The 24,925-nt window shown below is 72.4% G+C and carries 25 protein-coding genes; 19 read left to right on the top strand and 6 right to left on the bottom strand.

Translation table 11 applies throughout. The features are described 5' to 3' along the window. Both FJQ56_RS17250 and FJQ56_RS17245 read left to right on the top strand, forming a co-directional pair. On the top strand, window positions 1–768 hold the full coding sequence (locus FJQ56_RS17250) for a class I SAM-dependent methyltransferase (protein WP_140010830.1): 768 nt from the start codon (window positions 1–3) through the stop codon (window positions 766–768). After that, a complete protein-coding gene (locus FJQ56_RS17245) occupies window positions 765–1,859 on the top strand; it encodes a prenyltransferase/squalene oxidase repeat-containing protein (RefSeq protein ID WP_140010829.1) in 1,095 nt (364 codons plus the stop codon). The genes FJQ56_RS17250 and FJQ56_RS17245 overlap by 4 nt, the downstream gene beginning before the upstream one ends. A 27-nt stretch (window positions 1,860–1,886) precedes the next feature. Here the strand turns inward: FJQ56_RS17245 and FJQ56_RS17240 are convergent, their stop codons facing one another. Then, entirely contained in the window at window positions 1,887–2,531 is a 645-nt protein-coding gene (locus tag FJQ56_RS17240) for a class I SAM-dependent methyltransferase (protein ID WP_140011079.1), read from the bottom strand. An 89-nt stretch (window positions 2,532–2,620) separates the two neighbouring features. Between FJQ56_RS17240 and FJQ56_RS17235 the strand changes: the two genes are divergently transcribed. Next, the gene (locus FJQ56_RS17235; RefSeq protein WP_140010828.1) at window positions 2,621–4,723 is read left to right on the top strand and encodes an acyl-CoA dehydrogenase family protein; all 2,103 of its coding nucleotides are present in this window, start codon (window positions 2,621–2,623) and stop codon (window positions 4,721–4,723) included. A gap of 3 nt (window positions 4,724–4,726) precedes the next feature. On the opposite strand, the gene FJQ56_RS17230 is transcribed toward FJQ56_RS17235, so the two are convergent. Further along, window positions 4,727–5,989, bottom strand: coding sequence for an alpha/beta hydrolase (locus FJQ56_RS17230; RefSeq protein ID WP_140010827.1), 1,263 nt, complete (start codon window positions 5,987–5,989; stop codon window positions 4,727–4,729). Window positions 5,990–6,153: 164 nt separating this feature from the next. Between FJQ56_RS17230 and FJQ56_RS17225 the strand changes: the two genes are divergently transcribed. The 3 genes from FJQ56_RS17225 (at window position 6,154) to FJQ56_RS17215 (ending at window position 10,528) form a co-directional block, all read left to right on the top strand. Next, complete coding sequence (locus FJQ56_RS17225) at window positions 6,154–7,596, top strand: WS/DGAT/MGAT family O-acyltransferase (protein WP_140010826.1); 1,443 nt, start codon at window positions 6,154–6,156, stop codon at window positions 7,594–7,596. Window positions 7,597–7,617: 21 nt separating this feature from the next. Continuing rightward, window positions 7,618–9,018 (top strand): NAD(P)-binding protein, encoded by a 1,401-nt coding sequence (locus tag FJQ56_RS17220; RefSeq protein WP_246084223.1) that lies wholly within the window; start codon window positions 7,618–7,620, stop codon window positions 9,016–9,018. Between the two features lie 127 nt (window positions 9,019–9,145). Then, window positions 9,146–10,528: a hypothetical protein gene (locus tag FJQ56_RS17215; RefSeq protein ID WP_140010825.1), complete on the top strand. Its 1,383-nt coding sequence runs from the start codon at window positions 9,146–9,148 to the stop codon at window positions 10,526–10,528. 52 nt (window positions 10,529–10,580) lie between these two features. On the opposite strand, the gene FJQ56_RS17210 is transcribed toward FJQ56_RS17215, so the two are convergent. Then, complete coding sequence (locus tag FJQ56_RS17210) at window positions 10,581–11,234, bottom strand: SanA/YdcF family protein (RefSeq protein ID WP_140010824.1); 654 nt, start codon at window positions 11,232–11,234, stop codon at window positions 10,581–10,583. 182 nt (window positions 11,235–11,416) lie between these two features. On the opposite strand from FJQ56_RS17210, the gene FJQ56_RS17205 reads away from it, so the two are divergent. The 5 genes from FJQ56_RS17205 (at window position 11,417) to FJQ56_RS17185 (ending at window position 14,991) form a co-directional block, all read left to right on the top strand. Continuing rightward, window positions 11,417–12,652 carry an HNH endonuclease signature motif containing protein gene (locus tag FJQ56_RS17205; protein ID WP_140010823.1) on the top strand — a complete coding sequence of 412 codons (1,236 nt, stop codon included), beginning with the start codon at window positions 11,417–11,419 and terminating at the stop codon, window positions 12,650–12,652. A gap of 111 nt (window positions 12,653–12,763) precedes the next feature. Continuing rightward, on the top strand, window positions 12,764–13,039 hold the full coding sequence (locus tag FJQ56_RS17200; RefSeq protein ID WP_140010822.1) for a hypothetical protein: 276 nt from the start codon (window positions 12,764–12,766) through the stop codon (window positions 13,037–13,039). Window positions 13,040–13,101: 62 nt separating this feature from the next. Continuing rightward, window positions 13,102–13,440: a hypothetical protein gene (locus tag FJQ56_RS17195; protein WP_140010821.1), complete on the top strand. Its 339-nt coding sequence runs from the start codon at window positions 13,102–13,104 to the stop codon at window positions 13,438–13,440. A gap of 141 nt (window positions 13,441–13,581) precedes the next feature. Next, window positions 13,582–13,914, top strand: a complete 333-nt coding sequence (locus FJQ56_RS17190; protein ID WP_140010820.1) for a hypothetical protein — start codon at window positions 13,582–13,584, stop codon at window positions 13,912–13,914. Window positions 13,915–14,046: 132 nt separating this feature from the next. Then, on the top strand, window positions 14,047–14,991 hold the full coding sequence (locus tag FJQ56_RS17185) for a pseudouridine synthase (RefSeq protein ID WP_140010819.1): 945 nt from the start codon (window positions 14,047–14,049) through the stop codon (window positions 14,989–14,991). Window positions 14,992–15,062: 71 nt separating this feature from the next. Here the strand turns inward: FJQ56_RS17185 and FJQ56_RS17180 are convergent, their stop codons facing one another. Next, a complete protein-coding gene (locus tag FJQ56_RS17180) occupies window positions 15,063–15,971 on the bottom strand; it encodes an alpha/beta fold hydrolase (RefSeq protein WP_140010818.1) in 909 nt (302 codons plus the stop codon). Window positions 15,972–16,030: 59 nt separating this feature from the next. On the opposite strand from FJQ56_RS17180, the gene FJQ56_RS17175 reads away from it, so the two are divergent. The 8 genes from FJQ56_RS17175 to FJQ56_RS17145 all read left to right on the top strand — a co-directional run bounded on the left by FJQ56_RS17175 (window position 16,031) and on the right by FJQ56_RS17145 (window position 22,753). Next, entirely contained in the window at window positions 16,031–18,280 is a 2,250-nt protein-coding gene (locus tag FJQ56_RS17175; RefSeq protein WP_140010817.1) for an acyl-CoA dehydrogenase family protein, read from the top strand. Continuing rightward, the gene (locus FJQ56_RS22245) at window positions 18,277–18,765 is read left to right on the top strand and encodes an FAS1-like dehydratase domain-containing protein (protein WP_246084222.1); all 489 of its coding nucleotides are present in this window, start codon (window positions 18,277–18,279) and stop codon (window positions 18,763–18,765) included. The genes FJQ56_RS17175 and FJQ56_RS22245 overlap by 4 nt, the downstream gene beginning before the upstream one ends. Beyond that, window positions 18,765–19,148 (top strand): Zn-ribbon domain-containing OB-fold protein, encoded by a 384-nt coding sequence (locus tag FJQ56_RS22240; protein ID WP_170215447.1) that lies wholly within the window; start codon window positions 18,765–18,767, stop codon window positions 19,146–19,148. Before FJQ56_RS22245 ends, FJQ56_RS22240 begins: the two co-directional genes overlap by 1 nt. Continuing rightward, entirely contained in the window at window positions 19,148–19,534 is a 387-nt protein-coding gene (locus tag FJQ56_RS17165) for a MaoC family dehydratase (RefSeq protein WP_140010816.1), read from the top strand. Before FJQ56_RS22240 ends, FJQ56_RS17165 begins: the two co-directional genes overlap by 1 nt. 109 nt (window positions 19,535–19,643) lie before the next feature. Continuing rightward, window positions 19,644–20,816 carry a lipid-transfer protein gene (locus FJQ56_RS17160; protein ID WP_140010815.1) on the top strand — a complete coding sequence of 391 codons (1,173 nt, stop codon included), beginning with the start codon at window positions 19,644–19,646 and terminating at the stop codon, window positions 20,814–20,816. 47 nt (window positions 20,817–20,863) lie between these two features. Next, complete coding sequence (locus FJQ56_RS17155; protein WP_140010814.1) at window positions 20,864–21,508, top strand: SatD family protein; 645 nt, start codon at window positions 20,864–20,866, stop codon at window positions 21,506–21,508. Beyond that, entirely contained in the window at window positions 21,487–22,257 is a 771-nt protein-coding gene (locus FJQ56_RS17150) for a hypothetical protein (protein ID WP_211351139.1), read from the top strand. Before FJQ56_RS17155 ends, FJQ56_RS17150 begins: the two co-directional genes overlap by 22 nt. A 4-nt stretch (window positions 22,258–22,261) precedes the next feature. After that, on the top strand, window positions 22,262–22,753 hold the full coding sequence (locus tag FJQ56_RS17145; RefSeq protein WP_211351138.1) for an MOSC domain-containing protein: 492 nt from the start codon (window positions 22,262–22,264) through the stop codon (window positions 22,751–22,753). 97 nt (window positions 22,754–22,850) lie between these two features. Here FJQ56_RS17145 and allB read toward each other — a convergent pair whose 3' ends face one another. After that, complete coding sequence (gene allB / locus FJQ56_RS17140) at window positions 22,851–24,188, bottom strand: allantoinase AllB (RefSeq protein WP_140010813.1); 1,338 nt, start codon at window positions 24,186–24,188, stop codon at window positions 22,851–22,853. Continuing rightward, entirely contained in the window at window positions 24,185–24,925 is a 741-nt protein-coding gene (locus tag FJQ56_RS17135; protein ID WP_140010812.1) for a dienelactone hydrolase family protein, read from the bottom strand. Before FJQ56_RS17135 ends, allB begins: the two co-directional genes overlap by 4 nt.

Genomic DNA, 24,925 nt, shown 5'->3' with positions numbered 1-24,925 from the left:
ATGCTGACTGTCGACTTCGACCGGCTGGGCTTCCAGCCCGGTGACCGCGTCCTCGACATGGGGTGCGGGGGCGGACGCCACGCGTTCGAGCTCTATCGCCGCGGCGGTGACGTCGTGGCCTTCGACATGGACGCCGACGAGCTGGCCGGCGTGCTCGAGCTGTTCGGCGCGATGAAGGAGGCCGGTGAGGTGCCCGAGGGCGCCGAGGCCGACATCAAGCAGGGCGACGCCCTCTCGCTGCCCTTCGCCGACGGCGAGTTCGACCGGGTGGTCGCTGCCGAGGTGCTCGAGCACATCCACGCCGACGTCGACGCGATCAAGGAGCTCGTCCGGGTGCTGCGGCCCGGCGGGACCCTGGCCATCTCGGTGCCGCGGTGGCTGCCCGAGGTCATCAACTGGAAGCTCTCCGACGACTACCACAACGCCGAGGGCGGCCACATCCGCATCTACACCGACCACGAGCTGGTCGACAAGGTCACCAAGGCCGGCCGGTTCAACGACGGCACGCCCGGCGACGCGATGGTCTTCGAGGGCAAGGACTACGCCCACGGCCTGCACGCGCCGTACTGGTGGATCAAGTGCGCCGTCGGCGTCGACAACGACCAGCACCCGGCCGCCAAGGCCTACCACAAGCTGCTGGTCTGGGAGATCATGAAGCAGCCCAAGGTCCTGCAGTACGCCGGCAAGGTGCTCGACCCGCTGATCGGCAAGTCGATGGTGCTCTACTTCCGCAAGCCCGCCGGCTCCTCGGTCACGGCCACTGCGTGACCCAGCAGCTGCCCTACGTCCGCGGGGTCCTCACCGCCCGCGACATCGCCGACACCGCCTCCTCCATCGTCGCGATGCAGGAGCCCTCGGGTGCCATCCCGTGGACTCCCGGCGAGCACGTCGACATCTGGAACCACGTCGAGGCCGCGATGGCCCTGCTCGTCGGGGGCGAGGTCGACGCCGCCGAGCGGGCCTACCGCTGGGTCCCGACCATGCAGCGCGCAGACGGCTCGTGGCCGATGAAGATCGTCCGCGGCGAGGTCGACGACCCGCGCGGCGAGGTCAACATGAGCGCCTACCTCGCGGTCGGCCTCTGGCACCACTGGCTGGTGCGCCACGACATCGGGTTCGTCACCGAGCTGTGGCCCTCGGTACGGGCCGGGCTCGACTGGGTCGTGTCCCAGCAGGTGCCGTTCGGCGGCATCCGCTGGACCCCCGTCGACGACTTCTGCCTGCTCACCGGCAACTCGTCGGTCTACCACTCGCTGCGCGCCGGCGTCGCGCTCGCCGAGCTGCTCGGCGAGGCGCAGCCCGACTGGGAGCTCGCCGGCGGCCGCCTCGGCCACGCCGTGCGCGCACACCGCGACCTGTTCGAGGACAAGTCGACCTACTCCATGGACTGGTACTACCCCGTCCTCGGCGGTGCCGTGCGCGGCGAGGCCGCGCTCGAGCTGCTGGCCCCGCGCTGGGACGACTTCGTCGTGCCCGGCCTCGGCATCCGCTGCGTCGACACCAACCCCTGGGTCACCGGCGCCGAGACCTGCGAGCTCGCGATGGCCCTCGACGCGGTCGGCGACCACCGGCGCGCGCGCCAGCTGCTCGCCGACATGCAGCACCTGCGCGGCGAGGGCGGCGCCTACTGGACCGGCTGGGTCTACCAGGGCCAGCCCGGCGAGCCGGCCGACGTCTACTGGCCCGTCGAGCACACGACCTACACCGCGGCCGCGGTCATCCTCGCGGTCGACGCGCTGGGGGAGACCTACGGCCACAGCTCGCCGGGCTCGGGCATCATGCGCGGCACCTCGCTGGGCCCCCACTTCGCCGAGATCGCGCTCGAGTGCGGCTGCGACTCGGACCGCGTCGGGGGCTGACCGCCCGACTCGCGCGCGTCCGGCGGCTCAGCCCACCGGGTGACCGGTGTCGCCCGTCGCACGCCGCAGCACGCGCATCGAGCCGACCGCCTCGACGTCGCTGAACGCGCGGCCCGCCAGCGCACGCAGGTAGACGTGGTAGGGCGGCTGGCCGCCGTCGGCCGGGTCGGGGAAGACGTCGTGGATCACGAGCAGGCCGCCCGGCATCACCCACGGCGCCCAGCCGGCGTAGTCGTTCTGGGCGTGCTCCTCGGCGTGCCCGCCGTCGATGAACAGCAGGCTCAGCGGCGTGCGCCAGGAGCGGCTGACCGTGGTGCTGCGCCCGACGACCGCGACCACGGTGTCCTCCAGGCCGGCGGCGTGGATCGTACGGCGGAACACCGGCAGCGTGTCCATCAGGCCGATCTCGTCGTCGACGAGCGTGGGGTCGTGGTGCTCCCAGCCGGCCTGGTTCTCCTCCGAGCCGCGGTGGTGGTCGACGGTGAAGACCGTGCCGCCGACCGGCTGGGCGGCCGCGCCGAGGTAGATCGCGGACTTGCCGCAGTAGGTGCCGACCTCGAGCAGCGGCCCGGCCGCCGCCCGCTCCGCGGCGACGCGATGCAGCAGCGCGCCCTCGTCCTGCGGCATGAAGCCCTTGGCGGCGACGGCGTGGGCGAGCAGGTCGGGAGGCATGACGGACACGGCGCCAGACTAGTAGGATTGGAACACGTTCTAGTTTTCGCCCGTCCTGGCTCCGCCCAGGGGGTCACGCGAGGAGTCACATGAGCATCGGGATCTCCGAGGAGCACGTCGAGCTGGCCTCGAGCCTGCGCGCGTGGGCGGCGTCGCTCGGGGGGATCGAGGCGGCCCGGCTGGCCGAGGCTGACGCCGAGGCGACGTTCGAGGACGCCTGGAAGGCCGCAGTCGAGATGGGCGTGACCACGATCGGACTGCCCGAGTCCGCCGGTGGCGGCGGCGGCGGCACCCCCCTCGACGTGGCCGTCGCGCTCGAGGCCTGCGCGCACGAGCTGGTGCCGGGCCCGCTGCTGACCTCCGCGGTGACGGCGGCCGTGCTCGGTCGCGGCGGGCGGGTCGCCCTGGCCCTCGACGCCGGCCTGCGCACGGTGCTCGACCTGCCGGGCGCCACCCACGTGCTGCTGCCCGACGCCGACGGTGCGTGGTGGGTCGTCGAGGCCGACGCCGTCACCGGGACGACGTCGGTGGGCCTCGACCTGACGCGACGCTTCTCCTCGGCCACCCTCGACGGCACCGACCTTGCCGGGGCCTTGCGCGTCGAGGGCCTCACCACCGACGTCGTACGCCGGAACCTCACGACGTACGCCGCCGCGGAGGCCAGCGGCGTCGCCCGCTGGTGCCTGGCGACCGCGGTCGACCACGCCAAGGTCCGCGAGCAGTTCGGCAAGCCGATCGGCGGGTTCCAGGCGATCAAGCACCTGTGCGTCGAGATGCTCGAGACCGCCGAGGCGGTCACCGCCGCGGCGTGGGACGTCGCCGGTGCCGCGGGCGGCCCGGACGCCGACCAGTGGGCCTTCGCCGCCGAGGTGGCCGGGGTGACGGCGTTCGACGGGGCCGTCGAGGTGGCCAAGTCGTGCATCCAGGTGCTCGGCGGGATCGGGTTCACCTACGAGCACGACGCCCACCTCTACCTGCGCCGGGCGCTGGCGCTGCGCGCCCTGGTCGGCGAGGCCGACGCGGCCGCCGAGCGGCTCACCGCCCGCGCGGTGGCCGGCACCCGTCGCCAGGTCGCCGTCGACCTCGCGGGCCGCGACGAGGCCCTGCGCGCCGACGTGCGCGACACCGTCGCGACGATCGCCGCGGCCGGCGATGCCGACGACCAGCGCCGCGCGCTCGTCGAGACCGGCTACCTGACACCTCACTGGCCGGCCCCGGCCGGCCTCGCCGCCGACCCGGTCACCCAGATCGTCATCGACCAGGAGCTCGCCCGCGCCGGGGTCGTCCGCCCCGACATCGTCATCGCCGGCTGGGCCCTGCCGACGATCCTCGAGCACGGCACCGACGAGCAGCGCGAGCGCTTCGTCAGGCGGTCGCTGCTCGGCGAGATCGTGTGGTGCCAGCTGTTCTCCGAGCCCGGCTCGGGCTCCGACCTGGCGTCGTTGCGCACCCGCGCCACCAAGGTCGACGGGGGCTGGCGCCTCGACGGGCAGAAGGTCTGGACCTCGGTCGCCGAGCGGGCCGACTGGGCCATCTGCCTCGCGCGGACCGATCCCGAGACGCAGCACACCAAGCCCCACCGGGGCATCGGCTACTTCCTGGTCGACATGAGGCACAGCGACGGCATCGACGTCCGGCCGCTGCGCGAGATCACCGGCGAGGCGCTGTTCAACGAGGTCTTCCTCGACGACGTCTTCGTGCCCGACGACTGCCTGGTCGCCGGTCCGACCGACGGGTGGCGGCTGGCCCGTACGACGCTGGCCAACGAGCGGGTCGCGATGGCGACGTCCCGCCTCGACAGGTCCACCGAGCGCGCGGTCGCGCTGGTCACCGGTGGGGAGAACGGCGAGGGCGGCGGGACGTCCGCCGTCCACCGGGTCGCCGTCGGCCGCTCGGTCGCGCTGTCGACCGTCTGCTCGCTGCTCGGCGTCCGCACCGTCCTGCGCTCGTTGGCCGGTCAGGGGCCCGGTGCTGAGTCGTCGGTCGCCAAGCTGCTCGGCGTCCGCAACCGCCAGGACGGCTCCGACCTCGTCCTACGCCTCCTGGGCGAGCGGGTCCTGGTGCCCGACGACGAGGGCGCGGCCGCGACGTGGGAGATGCTCAACACCCGCTGCCTGTCGATCGCCGGCGGCACCACGCAGATCCTGCGCAACGTCGCCGGCGAGCGCATCCTCGGCCTGCCGCGCGGCTGACCGTCAGGTCGTGACCGGGTCGCTGACCTGGTCGTCGTGGTCGAGCCCGGCCCGCCAGGTGTTCCAGTGCCAGTGGAGGTAGCGGTCGATGGCGTGGACGACGTGCGACGAGCGGATCGACGGGAAGACGTCGAAGGCGTGCTGGGCACCCGGCAGCTCGGCGTAGACGACCGAGGAGTCGGAGACGTCACGCAGCCGGCCGACGAAGAGCCGGGCCTGCTCGACGTCGACCAGGCTGTCGTGGGCGCCGTGCAGGACGAAGAAGTCGGGCGCGTCGGGGGTGATCCGCAGGATGGGACTGGCCGCCTCGAACTCCTCGGGTGCGTCGCGCCACGTCTTGAGCAGCACCTTGGGCGCCAGGAACCTGTCGCGCATCAGCTCGGCGGAGCGGAGCCCGGTCGACCCGGCGAAGTCGTAGACGCCGTAGTGGGGGACCGCGCACTGCACTGACGTGTCGGCGTCCTCGAAGCCCGGCTGCCACGCGGTGTCGGCGGCGGTCAGCGCGGCCAGCGCGGTGAGGTGCCCGCCTGCGGACCCGCCGGTGATGGCGACGTACGACGGGTCGCCGCCGTAGTCGGCGATGTGCTCCTTGATCCACGCGATGGCCTGCTTGACGTCGATCACGTGCGCGGGGAAGGGGTCGCGCGGCGCGAGGCGGTAGTTGATCGCCACGCACACCCAGCCCTTGGCGGCGAGGTGGTTCATCAGCGGCAGCCCCTGCTGGTCCTTCTTGCCGATCCGCCAGGCCCCGCCGTGGACCTGCAGCAGCACGGGCGCACCGCCCTCGGGGACGCCGCCCGCCGGCGCGTAGACGTCGAGCCGACCGCGTGTGCCGTGGTCGTTGTAGGCGATGTCGCGCTCGACGTGGACGGCCTTGTCGCGCACCCGGAACGGGTAGGCGAGCCGGCGCCACGGGACCGCGAGGTCGGCCGGGGTGGGCAGGGCGTCGAGCTGCTGCTGGTAGTCGGGGCCCAGGGCGTCGGTCAGGGCGCTCTCGGCCACCTCCCGCACCTGGTTGCTCTGCCGGACGAGGTAGGCCAGGCCGGCCGCACTGGCGCCGGCGAGCAGGAGCCCCCGCCAGTCGCGGCGCGAGCCGCGCGCGTGGGCCGTCGCGTCGGCCGCGGTCAGCGCGAGCACGTGCGGGGCCAGCTCGGTGGTGAGCCACCCGGCGAAGAACGACGGGACGGCGACCTCGTAGCCCGGCAACGGTCGCAGCGCGTTGGCGGTGAGGGCGGCGGTGACGACCTGGCGGCGGAGGAACCCCATGCCTCGGAGCCTACGACGCCCCGCGCCCGCTAAGCGACGGTCTTACACCACAGGACGGGCGGCCGGATGGGAGGTTCGTCACCGTGACCCCGGCACCGGACGCACGTTGGAACGAGAACACGTTCTAGCCTGAGGGCTGCCCGACGAACTGCGAAGGACTCACCGTGGACCGCCTGTCCGGACTCGACGCCAGCTTCCTCTACCTCGAGACCCCCGCCCAGCTCATGCACGTGTGCGGCGTCATCGTGATCGACCCGAGCACGATGCCCACGCCGTACTCCTTCGCGGGCTTCCAGGCCGGCATCGAGACCCGCGTGCGCGACGTCCCGGAGTTCACCCGCAAGCTGCGCCGGGTCCCGCTCGGCCTCGACCACCCGATCTGGGTCCGTGACCGGCAGTTCGACGTCGAGCGCCACGTGCACCGCCTCGCGCTGCCCGGTCCCGGCGGCTACGCCGAGCTGACCGCCCTCCTGGGGCACCTGGCCGCGCTGCCGCTCGACCGGTCCCGGCCGCTGTGGGAGATGTGGGTGATCGAGGGGTACGACGACGACAAGGTCGTGGTGTTCATGAAGATCCACCACGCGACCGTCGACGGGGTCTCGGGCAACAACCTGCTGGCCCACCTGTGCTCGGTGGAGCCCGATGCCGCGCCGGCGGCGAGCGCGGATCCCCCCTCGTTCGGTCGGGACGTCAGCAAGCGCGAGCTGCTGGGACGCGCCGTCCTCAGCCGGGCCGCCCTGCCCGTGCACGTCGCCAGGATCCTCGCGCCGACGGTCGGCGGGGTCGTCAGCACGGTCGCCCGCGCCCGCGCGGGTACGGCGATGGCCGCCCCGCTGACCGCACCGCGCACGTCGTTCAACGGCACCATCACCGGGCATCGCAGCATCGCGCTGACCGACCTGGGCCTCGACGACGTCCGCGCGATCAAGACCGCGACCGGCACCACCGTCAACGACGTCGTCCTCGCGGTCGCCGGAGGCGCGCTGCGCGCCTACCTCGAGGAGCGCGACGAGCTGCCCGACACCTCGCTGCTCGCCTCGGTCCCCGTCAGCGTGCGTGAGGTGTCCAAGCGCGCGACCGGCGCCAACAAGGTCTCCTCGCTGTTCACCCGCCTCGGCACCGACGTCGAGGACCCGCTCGAGCGCCTGGAGGCGATGGCGGTGTCCAACCGCCAGGCCAAGGAGCACCACCAGGCGATCAGCGCCGACTCGCTGCAGGACTGGGCCGAGTTCGCGGCCCCGCGCACCTTCGGCCTCGCCGTCCGGGCCTACGCCGGCCTGCGGCTGGCCGAGAAGCACCCGCCGGCCATCAACCTGGTCATCTCCAACGTGCCCGGACCGCCCGTGCCGATCTACTTCCTCGGCGGCCGGGTGACCGCCCTCTACCCGCTCGGCCCGGTCTTCCACGGGGCCGGCCTCAACGTCACCGTGGTCAGCAACAACGGCCAGGTCCACGTCGGGGTCATCGCGTGCCGGGAGTCGATGCCCGACGCCGACGCGCTGGTCCGGCACTTCCCGACCGAGCTGGCCCGGCTGCGCGAGGCCGTCGCGGCCGCCGAGGCGGGCGCGACCCCCATCGCCGAGGCCCGGGGCGCGCGCCGACGCTAGGGGGCGTCCTACGTTGGCGGAGTGACACGCACAGCGACGACCCTCGACGTCGACTACCTCGTGGTGGGCGCCGGCGCCGCCGGCATGGCCTTCACCGACGCGCTGATCGACCACGCCGAGCCGGGCGTCCGGGTGGCGCTCGTCGATCGTCGCGACGGCGTGGGCGGGCACTGGCGGGCGGCGTACCCGTTCGTGCGGCTGCACCAGGCCTCGATGTTCTACGGGGTCGCCTCCACGGTGCTCGGCGGCGAGATCCAGCAGGACGGGCCCGAGGCGGGCCTGCACGAGCGCGCGAGCGGCCCGGAGATCACGGCCTACTACGAGCGGGTCCTCGCCGAGCGGATGGTCGGCCCGGGGCGCGTCGAGCTGCACGCCGGGTGCGACTACCTCGGTGATCGCACCGTCGTCGCGCGCGCGACGGGGGAGCGGTTCGTGGTGCCCGACCACTGCCGGGTGGTCGACGCGCGCTACCTCGCACCGCGGGTGCCGGCCGAGACGCCGCCGCCGTTCACGGTCGGCGACGGGGCCCGGGTCGTCGCCGTCAACGACCTGCCGAGCCTCGACGACGAGCCCAGCCAGTACGTCGTCGCGGGCTCCGGCAAGACCGCCACCGACGCGATCGTCTGGCTGCTCACCCGGGGCGTCGACCCCGACCGGGTGTGCTGGGTACGACCGCGCGACCCGTGGATGCTCAACCGGGCGGTCGTGCAGCCCGACCCCGAGGTCTACCTCGCCATGGTCGCCGAGATGATGCGGTCCGCGGCCGTGTCGGCCTCGCTCGACGAGGTCTTCGGTCGTCTCGAGGACGCCGGCATCATGCTGCGCATCGACCCGTCGGTGACCCCGACGATGGCCAAGGCACCGACCCTCGGCACCTGGGAGCTCGACCTGCTGCGCACGGTGGGTCACGTCGTACGACGGCGGGTGCGGTCGGTGGTCCGCGGTCGCCTCGAGCTGGACGGCGGATCGGTGCGGGTCGCCGACGACGCGGTGGTCGTCCACTGTGCCGCCGACGGGCTCCGGAGCCGGCCCCGGGTACCGATCTGGCGCCCCGAGGCGATCACGCTGCAACCGATCCGCGCCGGCTTCCCGTGCTTCGGCGCAGCGCTGGCCGGCTACGTCGAGGCCACCCGTCACGACGACGGGACCAAGAACGCGCTGTGCCCACCGTCGTCGTTCGGCGACACGCTGCCCGACTGGGCGGTCATGAACGTGCTCGGGATGCGGGCCGCGGCGTCGTTCGGCGCCGAGCCCGACATCGCCGCGTGGGCCAGCCGGGTGGCCCTCAACCCGGCTCGCGTCGACCCCGCCCACCCCGGGTCCGCGGCGCTGGACGCCGCTCGCGAGCGGCTGGCCGAGTGGACCGCGCCGGGTGTCGCCCGGCTCGCCGCGCTGGCCGGGATGCCCACCGGGCAGCCGTAGGGCCGGCTCGCGGTCCGCAGGTGTGCCGAACGACGACCGGGGGTAGGGACCGGACGTCGCCGTGCTTGGCGGCCCTACACCTTCGGGGAGGATCCACGGCATCATGAGCTAGTTCGAGTACAGCCAGATGGCCACGTTGCTGGGCGAGATCGTCGACGAGGCGATCGCCTCGACGATGGACATGGTCGGCTTCCACGGATCGACCTCGGAGGGCTTCGAGGGCAGCTTCGGCGGTGGGAGCTACATCAAGATCAGCCCGCTGGGCGGCAAGTACGAGGGCAGCTCGTTCGTGCCCGGCGGCCAGGTCACCTCGATCCCGGACGGCTACCCGTCCCTGTTCCTCATCCCGGGGTCCTACGGGCTGCCCTTCGAGGACCTGCAGGGGATGGTCGACTACTGGTGGAACGAGGTCCGCGGGCTCTTCGACACCTGGTGGCAGATGCCCCAGCCGCAGAACTTCGCCGACCAGGTGGCCCTGGCCCAGCGGCAGGCCGAGCGCTTCGCCTACGGCGAGGACGGCAACACCGGTCCGGGCGTCGACCACTTCGGACGCAACGAGAACCTCGACGACATCCAGACCATCCAGAACCGCGTCTCCAACATGGACGGGGCGGCCATGCTCGCCTTCGAGTCGGCGTTCAGCAACAAGATCGACGACGTCGTCAACGCGCAGGGCGCGGCGGCCTGCGTCTCGTGGGGGTGCGTCGCCGGAGAGCAGGAGATCTGGGTGCGGGCCCAGGCAGCGATCGCCGACATCGCCGGGAAGGGCCGCAACGCCATGGCGGCCTGTCGCGGGGGCGGCGCCAACGTGCAGGCCCTGATCCGCGTCGTCGGCGCGATCTTCTCGGTCTCCGGGACGGTGCTCACCGGAGCCATCAAGCTGGCACTGAGCGTGGCCAGCACCGTCACCGGCCTCGCGGCGTCCTTCGTGCCGCCGCCGGAGGACGAGACCCCGGTGCCGCTGGGCGCGGACACCCCGTTCGGGGTGATCGACAACATCCGCGGGGCGCTGGAAAAGCTCAGCAGCGACATCCGCAAGGAGGAGCAGTGGATCGCCGACGCCGCCGACGTTGCGGCGCAGGCCGTCGCCCAGGACCAGAACCGGCTCGCGACGCCCGGCCTGGTCGACGTGACCGATCGCAGCAGCCTCTACCCGGCGGGAGAGATCCTGGCCGAGTACACCACGATCAAGTCGGTCGCCAACGACTACATGCGCAACATCTCCGCCGAGATCAAGTCGGCCGGCGACACGATGACCGGCGTCGACTCCGGTCCGTGGGACCGCCCGGGTGAGATCGGTCTCGGTCGCACCGGTGGGTTCTCGGAGTGGAACGCCCTCAACGCCGCGATCAGCGCGGCGGCCAGCGAGACCGCGTTGAGCGTCAACCAGGCCGCGGACGCGCTGGTGATCATCGCCGACGACTTCGCCGCCTCCGACGAGGAGGTACGCGCCGACATGGCCGCGCTCGCCGACCTGACCCGCGATCAGAACGAGACGGCCGGCTTCTGACCTCGACGACCCGGGACCCGGTGGGGTCCCGGGTCGGACCGGGTCGGCCGGGTCAGGGCCGCTCGGCCCAGGACGCCCGGCCGTCGCCGGTGATCGGGATGACGGGTCCGCCGGTGACGTCCGGGTGGAGCGTCGCCTCGCCGAAGCCGCGGACCCGGGCGAGCACCTCGCGGACCCCCGACCCGGCGTCGCCGGCGACGAAGCCCTGGACGTCGAGTCCCGCGGCGCGGCCGAGGTCGACGGCCCGCGCGACGTGGAAGTCCTGGGTCACCACGACGGCGCTGCTCACCTCGAACACGTCGTGCGCGCGGCGCATCGTGTGCCAGGTGTTGAAGCCGGCGTAGTCGGTGAAGACGTCCTGGGGCGGCACCCCGGCGGCCAGGACCGCGTCCCGCATCGTGTCGGGCTCGTCGTACTGCTCGGTGCCGTTGTCACCCGAGAGCAGCAGCTTGTCGACGATGCCGGCGTCGTAGAGCGCGACGGCCGCGTCGACGCGCTCGGACACCACGGCGCCCAGCGTCCCGTCGGGGCGCACCAGCGACCCGGGCACGATCGCCACCTGCGCGTGGGCGAGGTCGGCGGGGTCGGTCTTGACGCGGTCGTCGGTGCGGGTGAGCACGACGGCGTTGGCCGTGGCGACGGTGCCGGCACCGAGGGCGACGACGACGACCGCAGCGGTGCGTGCCCGGCGGGCCCATCGGTTCATGCCCCGGAGCCTAGGGCGCGCCCGGGTGACGCCGGCGCCGCCACGCGAGCGGGTCGGGTTCGAGGTGGGTGGGATGACCGTGAGTCGTCCACAGGTCAGTCGTTGCTGATGTTGTCCACAACCCCTGTGGTTGAGCGGGAAAGTCCGTTCGAACTGTCGGTGGCGAGTGCTTGGGTAGACCCATGACCAAGCACCAGGACCCCACTCGATCGGGCCACCCGATCGAGTCGTTCCTGTGCTCGGCGCTCGACGACCTCGAGGGTCTGGCCGACGTGCCTGCGTGGTCGATGGACGAGGCCACCACCGACCGGGTCGTGCTCCTGGCCGCGCGCGTCGCCGCCGGGGTGGCCGAGGTCGAGGCCCGGGCGATCGGCCAGGCCGTGTCGCTGGACAGACCGGGCATTGCAGGGTGTCGCGGGGTCACTCAATGGCTGCGTCAGCTCACCAACGTCACTGGCCGGCTGGCCGCACGCAAGGCTGCGCTTGCCTCGTCTCTGGCTGCATGGGAGCCCACCCGTGCCGCCACCGCGCGCGGTGCGATCCACGCCGAGCAGGCCCAGGCAATCGCCGACAAGATCGCGTTGCTCGACGACGACGTCACCGACCACGACAAGCAGCGCGCCGAGGCGTTCCTGCTGGGCGAGGCGGCAGACCACGACGCCGACGCCCTGGGCCGCATGGGTCACGAGATCTACGCCCGCCTCGACCCCGACTGTGCCGACGCCCGCGAGGCCGAAGCCCTCGCGAGGGCCGAGGCCCGGGCGAGGAAGAGGACCCGACTACGGATGTACGACGACGGCGAGGGCCTGACCCACGGCACCTTCGTCATCCCGACCCTCTACGGCGAGATGCTTCGCAAGGCCCTCGCGGCACTGGCCGCTCCGAAGCACGTGCGAGCCGAGCAGGGGGCCGGGTCCTACGACTGGGAGACCCCCACGCCGGAGAAGCTCGGCAAGGCCCTCTGCGACTACGTCGCCCGCTTCCCGGCGTCGAAGCTCCCGAAGCTCGGCGGCCTCAACGCCACCGTCATCGCCATCGGCGACGCCGACCTCCTCGAGGGCAAGGTCAAGGTCGCCCGCCTCGACACCGGCCACAAGATCAGCCACCTCGACTACCTCCGCCTCGCCTGCGAAGCAGGCATCATCCCGATCTGGATGAACGCCACCGGCGACGTCGTCTCGATGGGCCGCCGGCACCGCTTCCACACCGCCCGTCAACGCCTCGCACTGATTGCCCGACACCAGCACTGCCAACGCAACGGCTGCACCGTCCCCGGCTACCTCTGCCACGTCCACCACCCCCACCCCTGGTCCGAGGGAGGCGAGACCAGCCTCCGGAACGCGGAGCTGCTCTGCCCCTTCCACCACGGCGTCGCACACGCGGGGCACGCGGTGGAGGCCTACCCGATGCGGACGTAGGTGGGTGGTGGGTGGGTCATACCGCCGCGTTGAGGACAGGGGGCAGGTCGCGAAGGTCGGGCAACGCGCATCGGGCATCTCGTCGTCCAACGGCTCCTCTACTGTCGAGCCGTGGATGGAGAGTTGTCGATCCGATTCGGGATGTTCAGCGACGAGGGCGACGCCCTCGTCCGAAAAGCGGTGTTCGCAACGATCACCGACCTTCGGGATGGGATGGACCGTGAGACGGCCCTAGGAAGGCTACGAACCCGCACCGCAGCCATCATCGTCACCCACGACGAGATCGGCGATACCGACGTCCGCGAACAGATCGCCGAAGCGCTCGACAGTCCGTTGACCACCCGGGGATTCATGCCGATCGAGTCAGGCGACGAGATCACAGCTTGAGCAACTGCGCAGCGTCCCTCGCGCTGTTGCGACGCGTCGTTGCACCGCCTCTATGAGAGACGATGCGCCCGGACATTCCGACAATCGGCCGGTTGGGGTGGTTGACTTGCGCCGTGGACGAGAGCGGATCGAGCCCGTCACCAGACGCGTTCGAGGTCGTGGTCGATGGCATCGAATTCAGCGTCGTCTACGACATGAGTCAACCCGGGGCCTACCACTACACGCGCCGCACTCACCCGGCCTACGGCTACGGGTTCACCAGCCGGCGCTCGGACCACCAGCGGAGCACGACTGCTCACCACGTCGACGCCATCCGTGACTTCCTCGGAATCTGCGACCCCGTCACCGGCTACATCGAAGACGACCCAGACGACGACGGCTCGGATGACGTCGACGACTAGCGCTCGGGCATGCTGCGCTGAGTGCGCTGTCGTCCGAGACCTGCGGTTGACGAATTCGTCAGACGCCCGGCCACAGTTGACACTCCCAGCGTGGCGCGAAAGCAGCAGGCGCTCAGCGAGCCGAGCTCATAGGATCAATCCGTGCCGGCTCGGGTGATGTTCGTTCAGCTGAAGACCGGCCATCCCCTGGATCAAGGGCCTGCGTGGGTCGGATGGGTGCACTTCACCAAGTCTTGGCGAACTGCACACTTTCACGACCGCACACTGCAACGGGTGACAGGAACCGCTGGCGCGAACAACGACGCCAACTTCGTTGACGCCGAGACCCGTGAGGAGTACTGGATCTCAGGCCCCAAGCGTGACCGCAGCGACGCGCGGTACTCCTCACAAAGACCGATCGTGGAGGACGACGCGCGCGATGTGTACGAAGCCTTCCTATCGGGTGCTCGGCTGCCAGGACGCGAGAACGGTTGACCCCCGTGTCGCAGCCTGGCCCGAACCTCGGCGACCGGACTCAGTCGAGGAAGGCGAGGGCGGTCGCGAGCTCGCCGCCGTCCTCGGGGTCGGCTCGCGCTGGGTCTCGGTCATGCTGACACGCTAGGACTCGTGCCGCCCCGATCCCCGTTGCCGCCGCGGCACGGCCTCAGTGCGGCGTGGGTGTGCACGCCCCACCGGGATCCGGCGCGACCGGCGCCGTGGTCGACCATGGGGGAGTGGCTGCGCGACCACGTGGACGCGCGGGTCGACGTCGAGGGCCTGCTGGCCGGACGGCGCTTCGTGTACGCCGACGCGCGGCCGGTCGAGGACCACGACGCCTACGCCGCGCACGTCTTCGTCTGGTTCCACCGCGACCTGCGCGAGGAGCCCGTGGTGCCGGGCGAGCTCACCGTGGTGCACCGCGACGAGCGCGTGGTCGTGGTCGACAAGCCGGCGTTCCTGTCCACGGTGCCGCGCGGGCGGCACGTCACGCAGAGCCTGGTGGTGCGGCTGCGCGACGAGCTGGGACTGCCCGAGCTGACACCGATGCACCGCCTCGACCGCGTCACCTCCGGGTTGGTGCTCTGCGCGACGGAGCGGCCGTGGCGGGCGGCGTACCAGTCGATGTTCGCGCGGGGCACGGTCGGCAAGACGTACCGCGCGCTGGCGCCGTGGCGCGCGGAGCTCGACGAGCCGACGACGGTGCGCAACCACATCGCGCCGATCCCGCGCACCGGACGCGCCGAGGTCCTGCCGGGGGCGCCGGTCAACGCCGAGACCCTCGTCGAGGTGGAGGAACGCCGTGACGACCTCGCGGTCTACCGGCTGACCCCGACGACCGGTCGCACCCACCAGCTGCGTCTGCACCTGCTGGGGCTGGGGGCGCCGATCGTCGACGACCCGCTCTACCCCGTCGACCTCGAGGTCGACGTCGACGACTTCAGTCGGCCGCTGCAGCTGCTGGCCAGCGAGCTCGAGTACGCGGACCCCGTCGACGGTGGCGTGCGACGGTTCGTGAGTCCGCGGCGGCTGCCGCTGGTCGCTGCGGCGCAGTGGTCTCGAGACGGTTGCTAGCGCAACCTCCTCGACCGACGTGGTGGGCGTGCCGCTGCTCGCGCAACCTCCTCGGCCGACGCGGTGGGCGGCTACCTGCGGGCGAAGTCGCGCCGCCGCGCGTTGACGGTGGCGACCGCCTCGAGGAGGGCCGGCACGAACTTCTCCGACTCCAGCACGCACGCGGCGTGGCCGGAGTCGACCTCGTGCATGGTGGCGCCGCGGATGGCGCGGGCGAGCCCGGCCTGGCGGGCGGCCGGGATCACCTTGTCCCGGGTGGTCACCACGACCGCGGTCGGCACGTCGATGCGGTCCAGCCAGGGGCGGGAGTGGTGGCGACCGAGCGCGGCCAGCGCCTGCCCGACCGCCCAGGGACTGGTCGAGCGGAACTCGGCCATCGCCCAGTCCTGGATGTCGGTCGGCGCGAGGTCGACGGCGTCCGCCGCGGCCCGGGCGGCGCGCGTGACCGTGCGGGAGCGGGACACCTCGCGCAGCCCCAGCATGGTGGCACCCATGCCGGTGAAGAACAGGCGCTCGGCCGGGTTGAGCTGGAACCGGTCGGTGGTCGAGCAGAGCACCAGGCCCCGGACCAGGTCGGGGTGCTGGCGCCATACGCGCTGGGCCACCACGCCCCCCATCGAGTAGCCGGCGACGATGACGTCGCGCAGGCCGAGCTCCTCGACCAGGGCGGCCACGTCGTCGGCACAGTCGTAGAGCGAGAAGGCGTCGCTCTGGATGCCCTGGCCGTGCCAGCGCTGGTCGAGCGTGACGACGCGGTACTTCCGGGACAGCCGGCCGATGGCCGGGAACCAGGTCAGCAGACCCGTGCAGCCCAACGCGTGCAGGAGGACCACCGTGGGGGAGTCGGGCGAGGGCCCGGCGGTGTCGGTGACGTACGTCGTCCCGCGGCCCGACAGCTCCACCAGACGGCCCTCCGGGATCGGCACCCACGGCACGTAGACGCGGTTGCGGAGCACGCGCAGCGGCGAGGGTCGGGGCATGGCGGGCTCCTGGGCGCAGGGCGTGGCAGCGAGAACTAGAACAGGTTACAGTTTCGTCCGTGAGCCCTGTCGATGGATACGCCCCCGCGGACCAGGAGTCGGTCGAGGCCGTCCGGTCGGTCATCACCTCGGTGCTCGACCAGGCGGCCGCCAGGACCAGCGAGGGGACGCCGGCGGGGCCGACCTGGGCGGCCCTGGCCGAGGCAGGGCTGCTGTCGGTGCCGGTCCCCGAGGCCCACGGCGGCGAGGGGCTCGGCCTCGACGAGGTCGCCGTGCTGCTGCGCGAGACCGGCGCCCGCGCGGCCCACCTGCCCGTCTGGGAGACGCTGTGCTGCGGTGTCCTGACCGTCGCCGCCGTCGGTACCGACGAGCAGCAGGCCGCCCTGCTGCCCGGGGTCGCCACCGGCGACGTCGTGCTGGCCCCCGCCCTGCGCGAGGTAGGACGCACGATCACCGAGCGCCCCGAGACCTGGTACGCCGGCGGCACCGTCACCGGCCGCAAGATCGGCGTCTCCTACGCGAGCACCGCCCACCGGCTCCTGCTCACCGTCCGCGAGGGTGGCGTCGACGGGCGCGACGTCGTCGTCCTCGTCGACCCGGCCGGACCCGGCGTCACCCTGGTCGAGTCGGGCTCCTCGGCCCGGATCACCCAGCACACCGTCGTCCTCGACGGCGCGCCCGCCGAGCTCCTCGGTGCGGCGGACGGACCCGGCAGCGGTACGGCGGCACGGGTGCTCGTCGAGCACGCCGTGGCCGGTCTGGCCCTGCTGGCGGCCGGCGTCGTCAGGGGCGCGGTCGACCTGACGGCCGACTACGTCAAGGGTCGCGAGCAGTTCGGTCGGGCGCTGGCGCAGTTCCAGGCCGTCGCCATGCAGGCCGCCGACCTCTACATCGCCTCCCGGACCCTCGACCTCGCCGCCGACAACGCTGCGTGGCGCGTGCGCGAGGGGCTCGACGCCACCGACGACCTCGCCGTGTCGGCGTACTGGGCGTGCACCGAGGCGCCGAAGGCGCTGCGGACCTGTCACCACCTGCACGGCGGCATGGGCGTCGACACGACCTATCCGCTGCACCACTACTACTCCTGGGTCGTCGACATCGCCCACGCCCTCGGCACCCTGCCGGGCGACGTGCTGGTCGAGGACCCCACCGCCAAGAACCTCGAGCTCACCGCCGACCAGCGTGCGCTCAAGGCCGAGATCCGCAGCTACTTCCACGGGCTCGCCTCCCACGACGAGCACGACGAGATGAGCCAGGACCGGCACGGCGAGGTCTACCAGCGGACGATCCGTCAGATGGGCGCCGACGGCTGGATGGGGATCGGCTGGCCCCAGGAGTACGGCGGCCACGGGCTCGGCGAGATCGAGCAGACGATCTTCGCCAACGAGGCCCAGCACGCCGACGTGCACCTGCCGGCGGTCACCCTGCAGACGGTGGGCCCGACGCTGATCCGGCACGGCACGCCGAAGCAGAAGGACCTGTTCCTGCGGCGGGTCCTGGCCGGCGACGTCCACTTCGCGATCGGCTACAGCGAGCCCGACGCCGGCACCGACCTGGCCGCGCTGCGCACGACGGCCCGGCGCGACGGCGACCACTACGTCGTCAACGGCCAGAAGATGTGGACCACCGGCGGGCACCAGGCCGACTTCGTCTGGCTCGCTGTGCGCACCGATCCCGACGCCCCGAAGCACAAGGGCATCTCGATCCTGATCGTCGACACCACCGACCCGGGCTACTCGTTCACGCCGATCATCACCGCCGACGGGGCGCACCACACCAACGCGACCTACTACAACGACGTCCGCGTCCCCGTCGACATGCTGGTCGGCGAGGAGAACCACGGGTGGAAGCTGATCACCACCCAGCTCAACCACGAGCGCGTCATGCTCGGCCCGGCCGGCCGGATCGAGGGCCTGCGCGACCGGATCGTCGACTGGGCCACCAAGGCGGGCGCCGTCGACCGCCCCGACGTCCGCGACGTGCTCGGCCGGGTCACCGCGGTCTTCCGCGTCAACGAGCTGCTCAACTGGGAGGTCGCCCGCGCGGCGGCCGTCGGCGAGATCTCCGTGGGCGACGCGTCGTCGTCCAAGGTCTTCGCGGCCGACCAGGTGCAGCACCTCTCCGCCGACCTCGTCGCCGTCGTGCAGCGCTACGGAGACCCGGCCGACGAGGAGACGAGAGCACTGCTCCGATACCTCGACGACCAGGCCAAGCGCAACCTGGTGCTGACCTTCGGCGGCGGCGTACAGGAGGTGCAGCGCGAGCTCATCGCGATGTTCGGGCTGGGCCTCCCGCGAGTGCCGCGGTGAGCTCCCACGAGCGGATCATGGCCGAGGCCGAGCGCATCCAGGCGCTCGGCGAGGCCTCGGAGTCGCGCGCGCCGTACGCCGTCAACCAGGCCACCATCGGCACCTGGCTCGACGCCATGGGCTACGACAACGACAGGTTCCGGCAGGGCGAGGCACCGCCGTCGATGGCCCAGGTCTGGACGATGCCGGGCCTGGGGCGCAGGCGCCCACCCGAGGACCCGCTGAGCCGGATGACGGAGTTCCTCACCGCCGAGGGGTTCACCGCCGTGCTCGGCACCAACTGCGAGCAGACCTACGACCGCTACCTGCGCGTCGGCGAAGACGTGCGGGTCACCAGCGCGCTCGACTCCGTGGTCGGGCCCAAGAGCACCGCGATGGGCACCGGCTACTTCGTGACGTCGCGCAACACCTGGTACGTCGGTGAGGAGCGAGTGGCGACGATGCTCTTCCGCGTCCTCAAGTTCGTGCCGAAGGAGCGTGGCTGATGGCTGTGCGCCCGATGGTCAACCGCGACTCTCAGTTCTTCTGGGACGGCACCCGAGCCGGCGAGCTCCGCATCCAGGTCTGCAACGCCTGCGGGGCCAAGCGGTTCCCGCCCGGCCCCGCCTGCCAGTCGTGCGACGCCTACGACCGTGGCTTCGAGGTCGCCTCGGGCGAGGGCACCGTCTTCTCCTACGTCGTTCACCGGCACCCGCCGGTCCCCGGCAAGGAGCTGCCGATCGTGATCGCGCTGGTCGACCTCGACGAGGGCGTGCGGATGATCGGCGAGGTCGCCGGGGTCGACGACCTGGCGATCGGCGACCGCGTCCGCGTGGAGTTCGACCGCGTCGACGACGAGCTCACTCTCCCGATCTGGAGGAAGGCCTGATGCGCACGCTGGAGCCCGGTCAGGCGATCCCCGAGTGGAGCCTGCCGATGACGCCGACCACGATCGTGAGCACCGCTCTCGCCACCCGTGACTGGCAGGACGTCCACCACGACCGCGACGTCGCCCAGGCCGCCGGTTCGAAGGACATCTTCATGAACATCCTGACCAGCAACGCCCTGGTCGAGAAGTACGTCGTCGACTGGGTCGGCCACGACGCCCGGCTCACGGGCATCGCCATCCGCCTCGGGGCGCCTGCCTACCCCTACGACACGCTCAGCTTCACCGGCGAGGTCACGGGTGTCGAGGACGGGGTCGCGACGATCGCCGTCGTCGGCCGGGTGTCGCTGGGCGACCACGTCACCGGCACCGTCACGGTGGCGGTATGAGGACGTCAGGTGGTCTCGAGACAGGCGCTAGCGCGCCTTCCTCGACCAACGGTGGTCGAGGAGGTTGCGCTAGCAACCGTCTCGAGACCACTCGGTCCGGGGTGCGCGCGTGAGCGGGCTGTCCGGCAAGGCCGCGATCGCCGGCATCGGCGCGACGGAGTTCTCCAAGGCCTCGGGCCGCTCGGAGCTGCAGCTGTCGGTCGAGGCCGTGCGCGCAGCACTCGCCGACTGTGGGCTGACCGCCGCCGACGTCGACGGCCTGACCACCTTCACGATGGACACGTCCTCGGAGATCGCGGTGGCCCGCGAGCTCGGCGTACCGGAGCTGCGGTTCTTCAGCCGGATCAACTTCGGCGGCGGTGGGGCGTGCGCGACGGTGCAGCAGGCGGCGATGGCGGTGGCGACCGGGGTGGCCGACGTGGTCGTGGCCTACCGGGGCTTCAACGAGCGCTCCGAGAGCCGCTTCGGCCAGTTCTCGGTGGCGGCCGCGACGCAGGTCAACACCAACGGGCTCGACAACGCTTGGTCCTACCCGTTCGGTCTCGGCACGCCCGCGGCGACGGTGGCCATGCAGGCGCGTCGCTACATGCACGAGTACGGCGCCACCTCGGCCGACTTCGGTGCCGTCGCCGTGGCCGACCGTCGGCACGCGGCCACCAACCCGCACGCGTTCTTCCACGGCCGGCCGATCACGATCGAGGACCACCAGGCGTCCCGCATGATCGTCGACCCGCTCCACCTCCTCGACTGCTGCCAGGAGAGCGACGGCGCCGTCGCCCTGGTGATCGTCTCGGCCGAGCGCGCCCGCGACCTGCGGCAGAAGCCGGCGTACGTCGCCGCCGCGGCCCAGGGGAGCGGGCGCGACCAGTTCGTGATGACGTCCTACTACCGCGACGACATCGGGATCCCCGAGATGGGCGTCGTGGGCCGCGAGCTGTGGCGCCAGTCGGGGCTGACGCCGGCCGACATGCCGATGGCGATCCTCTACGACCACTTCACGCCTTACGTGCTCATGCAGCTCGAGGAGCTGGGCTTCTGCGGTCGCGGGGAGGCGCCCGGCTTCGTCGCCGGCGGGGCGATCGAGGTCGGGGGCCGGCTGCCGCTCAACACCCACGGCGGCCAGCTCGGGGAGGCCTACATCCACGGCATGAACGGCATCGCCGAGGGCGTGCGGCAGGTCCGCGGCACCTCGGTCAACCCGGTCGCGGCCGCCGCCGACTCCCACGTCCTGGTCACCGCCGGGACCGGGGTGCCGACCAGCGGGCTGATCCTCAGCGCCTAGGTGAAGAAGATCGCTTCATTCGGCCAGAATGAAGGTATGGTCTTCTTATGGTGGTCCGGATCATCGGCGACGTCGTCGGCTCTCGCGGGGTCGAGGACCGCCTCGGCCTGCACCAGCGTCTCAGCCGGGTGCTGGCCGAGGCCAACGACCGGTGGGACGCCGACCTGCGGATCACGGTCGGCGACGAGTACCAGGGCACCGTGGCCTCCCTCGGTGCGGCCGTCGCGGTGACCCTGGCGGTGCGTGTCGCGCTGCTGCCCGACCACGACGTGCGCCACGGTCTCGGCCGCGGCCCCGCCACGGTCCTCGACCACGACCGCGCCATCGAGGACGGACCGGGCTGGTGGGCGGCCCGCGCGGCCATCGAGGCCGTCGCGGATCTGGAGGCGAGCGCGGTCACCCGGACCGCCCGGACGGCGTACCGCTCGGTCGGGAGCGACGACCCGGCGGGCGACCCGGCGGGCGACCCGGCCGCGCCCGCGGTCGAGGCGGCTCTGCTGGCCCGCGACGAGCTGGTCGGGCGGCTCGACGCGCGCTCGTTGTCGGTGCTGCGTGGTCTGCTGGGCGGGCGGTCGCAGCGGGAGCTGGCCGAGGAGGCGGGTGTGTCGGCCTCCGCGGTCTCCCAGCGCGTCCGCCGCGACGGCATCGGTGTCGTCGTGACCATGAGCCGATGGATGGAGCTGTTGCCGTGAGCTGGGTGGGGCTGCTGCTGATCGGGCTCGGAGTGAGCGACCTGGTGTTCTCGATGCTGCCCTCCTCGCCCCGGCGCGGACGGATCGCCGAGGGCGTCGGATCGCTGGTCGTCGTCGCCCTGGGCCTGCTGGCCGGCCTGACCGGCGCCGACGTCGTCGGGGTCCTGGTGCTCGCGGTCGTGGTGGCCGTCTGCGGCGAGAGCGTGACCCTGGGCTTCGCGCGGCGCCGCTACCGGCTGACGCTGGCGGTGCTCGGGGTGGCCGTCGCCGGCACCCTGCTCGCCTCCGGCGCCGCCCCTGAGGCGGGAGGCCCGCTCGGCGACTGGCTGGAGGCCACCGCGCTGCCGCTGCTCGCCGGCGTCGCCCCCGACCGTGCCCTGGTCGTGCTCGGGGTGCTGCTGGTGCAGCTGTCCACCGGCAACGTGGTGGTGCGGCTCGTGCTCGGGGCCACCGGCACCGGCCACCCGCTGCGCAGCACGTCCGGTCAGGCCCCGGCCGGCGCGCTCAAGGGCGGACGCATCCTCGGGCCGCTCGAGCGGCTGTTCATCGTCGGGCTCGGGCTGGCCGGCGAGGTCACCGCGGCCAGCATCGTGATCGCCGCCAAGGGGTTGCTGCGCTTCCCCGAGCTGCAGTCCGCGCGAGCCGACGGGACCCCGGGCCCGGGCATCCACGAGGTGACCGAGTACTTCCTCGTCGGCAGCTTCGTCTCCTGGTCGGTCTCGCTGGCTTGCCTGGCCCTGGTGGGATGAGGGGGTGCCGACCGTCGTCGCGATCCACGTCGCCAAGGCGACCCGGCTGCCGATGCGGGCGGTCGAGCGGGTCGACGTCGAGGCCGGCAAGGGCATCGTCGGTGACCGCTACCACGGCACCCGCCACCGCCACGTCACGCTGCAGAGCCTCGACGCGCTGGCCGAGGCCGCCGTCCTGCACGGCTCCAACGTGGCTCCCGGACTCACCCGCCGCAACCTCACGATCGACCACGGCGTCGTACCCCGCGAGCCGGGCGCGCTGGTCCGGGTCGGGCCCGTGCTGCTCCAGGTCGTGCGCGTCGCGGCCCCGTGCAAGCTGCTCGACGACACGATCGGACCCGGCGCCCAGGACGCCCTACGGCACCGCGGCGGCTCGGTCCTCCGGGTGCTCGAGGGCGGCGTCGTGGCGCTGGGTGACGTGGTCGACCTGGGTGTCCCCGGCACCCACGACATCGTGCCCGAGATCGGTCGGGGGCTGCGCGGCCGGCTGCCCTGACGGCCGCTTGTTACCGACCGTTCGGACTTCTGCCATGCGCTTCAACGCGCAGGTCAGAAGTCCGAACGGTCAGTAACATCCGGCCGTGCCCGGCGGCTCAGGACCCCGGACGCCGCAGCTGGCGCCCCCAGTCGTGGTCGGGGCGCTCGACGTCGATCGCGTTGCCGCGCACCACGGAGCGGGTGACGCGGCCGCCGTAGGTGAGGCCGTCGTACGCCGAGATCGGGTTGCGGTGGGCCAGGCGGGTCGCCTCGATGCGGAAGGTGACGCCGGTGTCGTAGACGGCCAGGTCGGCGTCGGCACCGACCTCGATGCGTCCCTTGTGACCCAGGCCGACCAGGTCGGCGGTGTGGCGTGACATCCAGCGGCTGACCTGGGCGAGCGGGATGCCGCGGCGCCGCGCCTCCTGGGCGACCGCGGAGAAGCCGACCTGGAGACCCGAGACGCCGCCCCAGGCCTGCTGGAGGTCGCCGTCGCCGCGGTTCTTCTCCTCCGCGGTCGCGGGGGAGTGGTCGCTGACGATGGTGTCGATGACGCCGGCCCGCAGCGCCGACCAGAGCTCCTCGCGGTTGCCGCGGTCACGGATCGGCGGGCAGCACTTGAACTGCGGTGCGGCGTCGGGGATGGTCTCGGCCGCGAAGCACAGGTAGTGCGGGCAGGTCTCGACCGTGACCCGCAGCCCCTCGGCGCGCGCGTCGGCGATCAGGTCGAGAGCCCGCGCGCTCGACAGGTGCAGCACGTGCACCCGGGCGCCGGTCTCGCGAGCGCCGTCGAGCACCTGGCGGATCGCGGCCCGCTCGGACTCGTCAGGGCGCGACAGCAGGAAGTCGGCGTACGCCCGGCTGGAGGGCGCGGGCGCCGCCTCGAGCACCGCGGCGTCCTCGGCGTGCACGATCATCAGCCCGTCGAAGCGGGCGACCTCGGTGAGGGCCTCGAGGAACTGGGCCGGGTCGAGGGGCGGGAACTCCTCGACGCCCGACGGCGACAGGAAGCACTTGAAGCCGAACACCCCGGCGTCCCACAGCGGCTCGAGGTCGGCCACGTTGCCGGGCACGGCGCCACCCCAGAAGCCGACGTCGACCATGAGCTCGCCGGCCGCGGCCTCCTGCTTGGCCTTCAGTCCGGCCAGGGTGGTCGTCGGCGGCACCGAGTTGAGCGGCATGTCGACCAGGGTGGTCGCGCCGCCGAGGGCCGCCGCCTCGGTCGCGGAGACGAACCCCTCCCACTCGGTGCGCCCGGGCTCGTTGATGTGGACGTGGGTGTCGACCACGCCCGGCACGACGTACGCCGTTTCGGGCACCTGCAGGACCACGCCGTCGACGTCGTGGTCGAAGGACTCGATCGACGCGATCCGCTCGCCGCGCAGCGCGAGGGTCGCCGGGACGAAGGAGTCGCCGACCAGGACCCGCTGGGCGCGGACGGCATCGACCCTCATCGCTGACCCACGAGCTTGTCGGTGAAGAACGCCAGGACCCGGTCGACGCCCTCCTGCTGGCGGTGGGCGGTGACGGTCGAGTGCTTGCGCCCGGGGAACTCGACCCGGATGAACGCCTCGCCGATCTCGCTGCTCAGCCGGTCGAAGCGGGTGCCGGTCGCCGCGTCCTTGTCGTACTGCAGGCCCAGGACCTGGCAGCCTCCGGCCGCGCGCTCCTTGACCGTGGCGAGGTCGGCGTCGGAGAGGTTGAGGTCGCGCCCGCGGGCCCTGCCGATCGCGAAGGGCGCCGACGGCTGGCACAGCACCGGCGCGGCCACGGCGTCGTCGACCATCATGGCCAGCGCGAAGCCGCCGGTGAAGCACATGCCGAGAGCCCCGACACCCGGTCCGCCGAGCTCGGCGTGCAGCTCGCGGGCCAGGCTGCGCAGCCAGCCGGCGACCGGGCTGGTCTCGCGGGTGGCGAGCTTGGTGAACTCCTTGCTCACGCAGACCTGCCGCAGGGCGCCGGCGATGGCCAGGGGGCCCATCCCCGTCTCAGGCCTGCCGAACAGGTGGGGGAGCACCACGGTGAAGCCGGCGGCGACCACCTCCTCGGCGAAGCCGATCACCTGCGGGGTCAGTCCCGGGATCTCGTGGATGACGACGACGCCCGGCCCGGTGCCCTTGCGGTAGGTCGGGTGGGTGGTGCCGTCGGCGTCGGTGTGCGCGCCGTGGGTCCAGGACGACAGGAGACTCAT

It is taken from the genome of Nocardioides plantarum, assembly GCF_006346395.1.
In the GTDB taxonomy this organism is placed as follows: Bacteria; Actinomycetota; Actinomycetes; order Propionibacteriales; family Nocardioidaceae; genus Nocardioides; species Nocardioides plantarum.
Note: the sequence above shows the minus strand (reverse complement) of the source record. Positions and strands in the feature narration are given on the sequence as shown.

Excerpts from the sequence above, each read along its gene's own strand:
- FJQ56_RS17150 (WP_211351139.1), top strand. The coding sequence starts at position 21,487 with ATGGATGGAGCTGTTGCCGTGAGCTGGGTGGGGCTGCTGCTGATCGGG.
- FJQ56_RS17250 (WP_140010830.1), top strand. The coding sequence starts at position 1 with ATGCTGACTGTCGACTTCGACCGGCTGGGCTTCCAGCCCGGTGACCGC.
- FJQ56_RS17240 (WP_140011079.1), bottom strand. The coding sequence starts at position 2,531 with ATGCCTCCCGACCTGCTCGCCCACGCCGTCGCCGCCAAGGGCTTCATG.
- allB (WP_140010813.1), bottom strand. The coding sequence starts at position 24,188 with ATGAGGGTCGATGCCGTCCGCGCCCAGCGGGTCCTGGTCGGCGACTCC.
- FJQ56_RS22240 (WP_170215447.1), top strand. The coding sequence starts at position 18,765 with ATGGCTGTGCGCCCGATGGTCAACCGCGACTCTCAGTTCTTCTGGGAC.
- FJQ56_RS17180 (WP_140010818.1), bottom strand. The coding sequence starts at position 15,971 with ATGCCCCGACCCTCGCCGCTGCGCGTGCTCCGCAACCGCGTCTACGTG.
- FJQ56_RS17155 (WP_140010814.1), top strand. The coding sequence starts at position 20,864 with ATGGTGGTCCGGATCATCGGCGACGTCGTCGGCTCTCGCGGGGTCGAG.
- FJQ56_RS17215 (WP_140010825.1), top strand. The coding sequence starts at position 9,146 with ATGGCCACGTTGCTGGGCGAGATCGTCGACGAGGCGATCGCCTCGACG.
- FJQ56_RS17205 (WP_140010823.1), top strand. The coding sequence starts at position 11,417 with ATGACCAAGCACCAGGACCCCACTCGATCGGGCCACCCGATCGAGTCG.
- FJQ56_RS17235 (WP_140010828.1), top strand. The coding sequence starts at position 2,621 with ATGAGCATCGGGATCTCCGAGGAGCACGTCGAGCTGGCCTCGAGCCTG.
- FJQ56_RS17195 (WP_140010821.1), top strand. The coding sequence starts at position 13,102 with ATGCGCCCGGACATTCCGACAATCGGCCGGTTGGGGTGGTTGACTTGC.
- FJQ56_RS17135 (WP_140010812.1), bottom strand. The coding sequence starts at position 24,925 with ATGAGTCTCCTGTCGTCCTGGACCCACGGCGCGCACACCGACGCCGAC.
- FJQ56_RS17165 (WP_140010816.1), top strand. The coding sequence starts at position 19,148 with ATGCGCACGCTGGAGCCCGGTCAGGCGATCCCCGAGTGGAGCCTGCCG.
- FJQ56_RS17210 (WP_140010824.1), bottom strand. The coding sequence starts at position 11,234 with ATGAACCGATGGGCCCGCCGGGCACGCACCGCTGCGGTCGTCGTCGTC.
- FJQ56_RS17230 (WP_140010827.1), bottom strand. The coding sequence starts at position 5,989 with ATGGGGTTCCTCCGCCGCCAGGTCGTCACCGCCGCCCTCACCGCCAAC.